General features: G+C 46.5%; 2 protein-coding genes. One reads left to right on the top strand and one right to left on the bottom strand.

The genetic code is table 11. The features are described from left to right. Positions 1-73: YtoQ family protein (locus A3751_RS23885; protein WP_197466277.1), on the bottom strand; the 73-nt coding region annotated here is incomplete at its 3' end. Between the two features lie 128 nt (positions 74-201). On the opposite strand from A3751_RS23885, the gene A3751_RS10515 reads away from it, so the two are divergent. Further along, a partial coding sequence (locus A3751_RS10515; RefSeq protein WP_156492376.1) for a hypothetical protein occupies positions 202-592 on the top strand: 391 nt, incomplete at its 3' end.

Here is a 592-nt window from a genome sequence, read left to right as displayed (position 1 = left end):
CTTCAATTCCTGACGCGATGCGCTCACGCCAGTCTGTGTGTATTTCACCCGAAAGATAGATGCTGTATTTCATATTAGGTTTAAGTCCCTAGTTTTAATTGATTAAACTGTGCTCAAAGTAGGCGGATTCTAATTAACAGCCTAAAGGATGCAAGCCAAATATGCTTGCAAGAGTGCTGAAAGAAACAAGTGGAGGTTGAAATGCCGATATATGATCACAAATACGGCGGTCTGGATTACTTCAGGGTTTACCGATCCTGGGCGGGAAAAGAGTATCAGGAATACGTGCGCATTGGCGACAATCGAGAAGCCGCTCGTAGAGAAGCAGAGGAAATAGAAAAACGTTTGGACTCTGAGTATGAGATCTATCAGCGAGAGCAGGCTTCATTGCCGGGCTTTCATGTTCGCAGTGATGGATCGATCCGTGGTTTGCGGAGAGTGACAGTGGCTCGAGATTCTCGGGCTCCCGTTGATGTTCTAGAGTTGCGGATTAACGTGCCTTGGCAAAAGGGCGTGAAGAGGACGACGATTTCGATCGCAACACATGGTTTTGAGGAAGCCTTTTCTCAGGCGATCAATAAAATTCGTGAGT

Source organism: Oleiphilus sp. HI0080 (assembly GCF_001635135.1).
The sequence above is the reverse complement of the archived record's forward strand: the minus strand, read 5'-3'. Positions and strand labels throughout refer to the sequence as shown.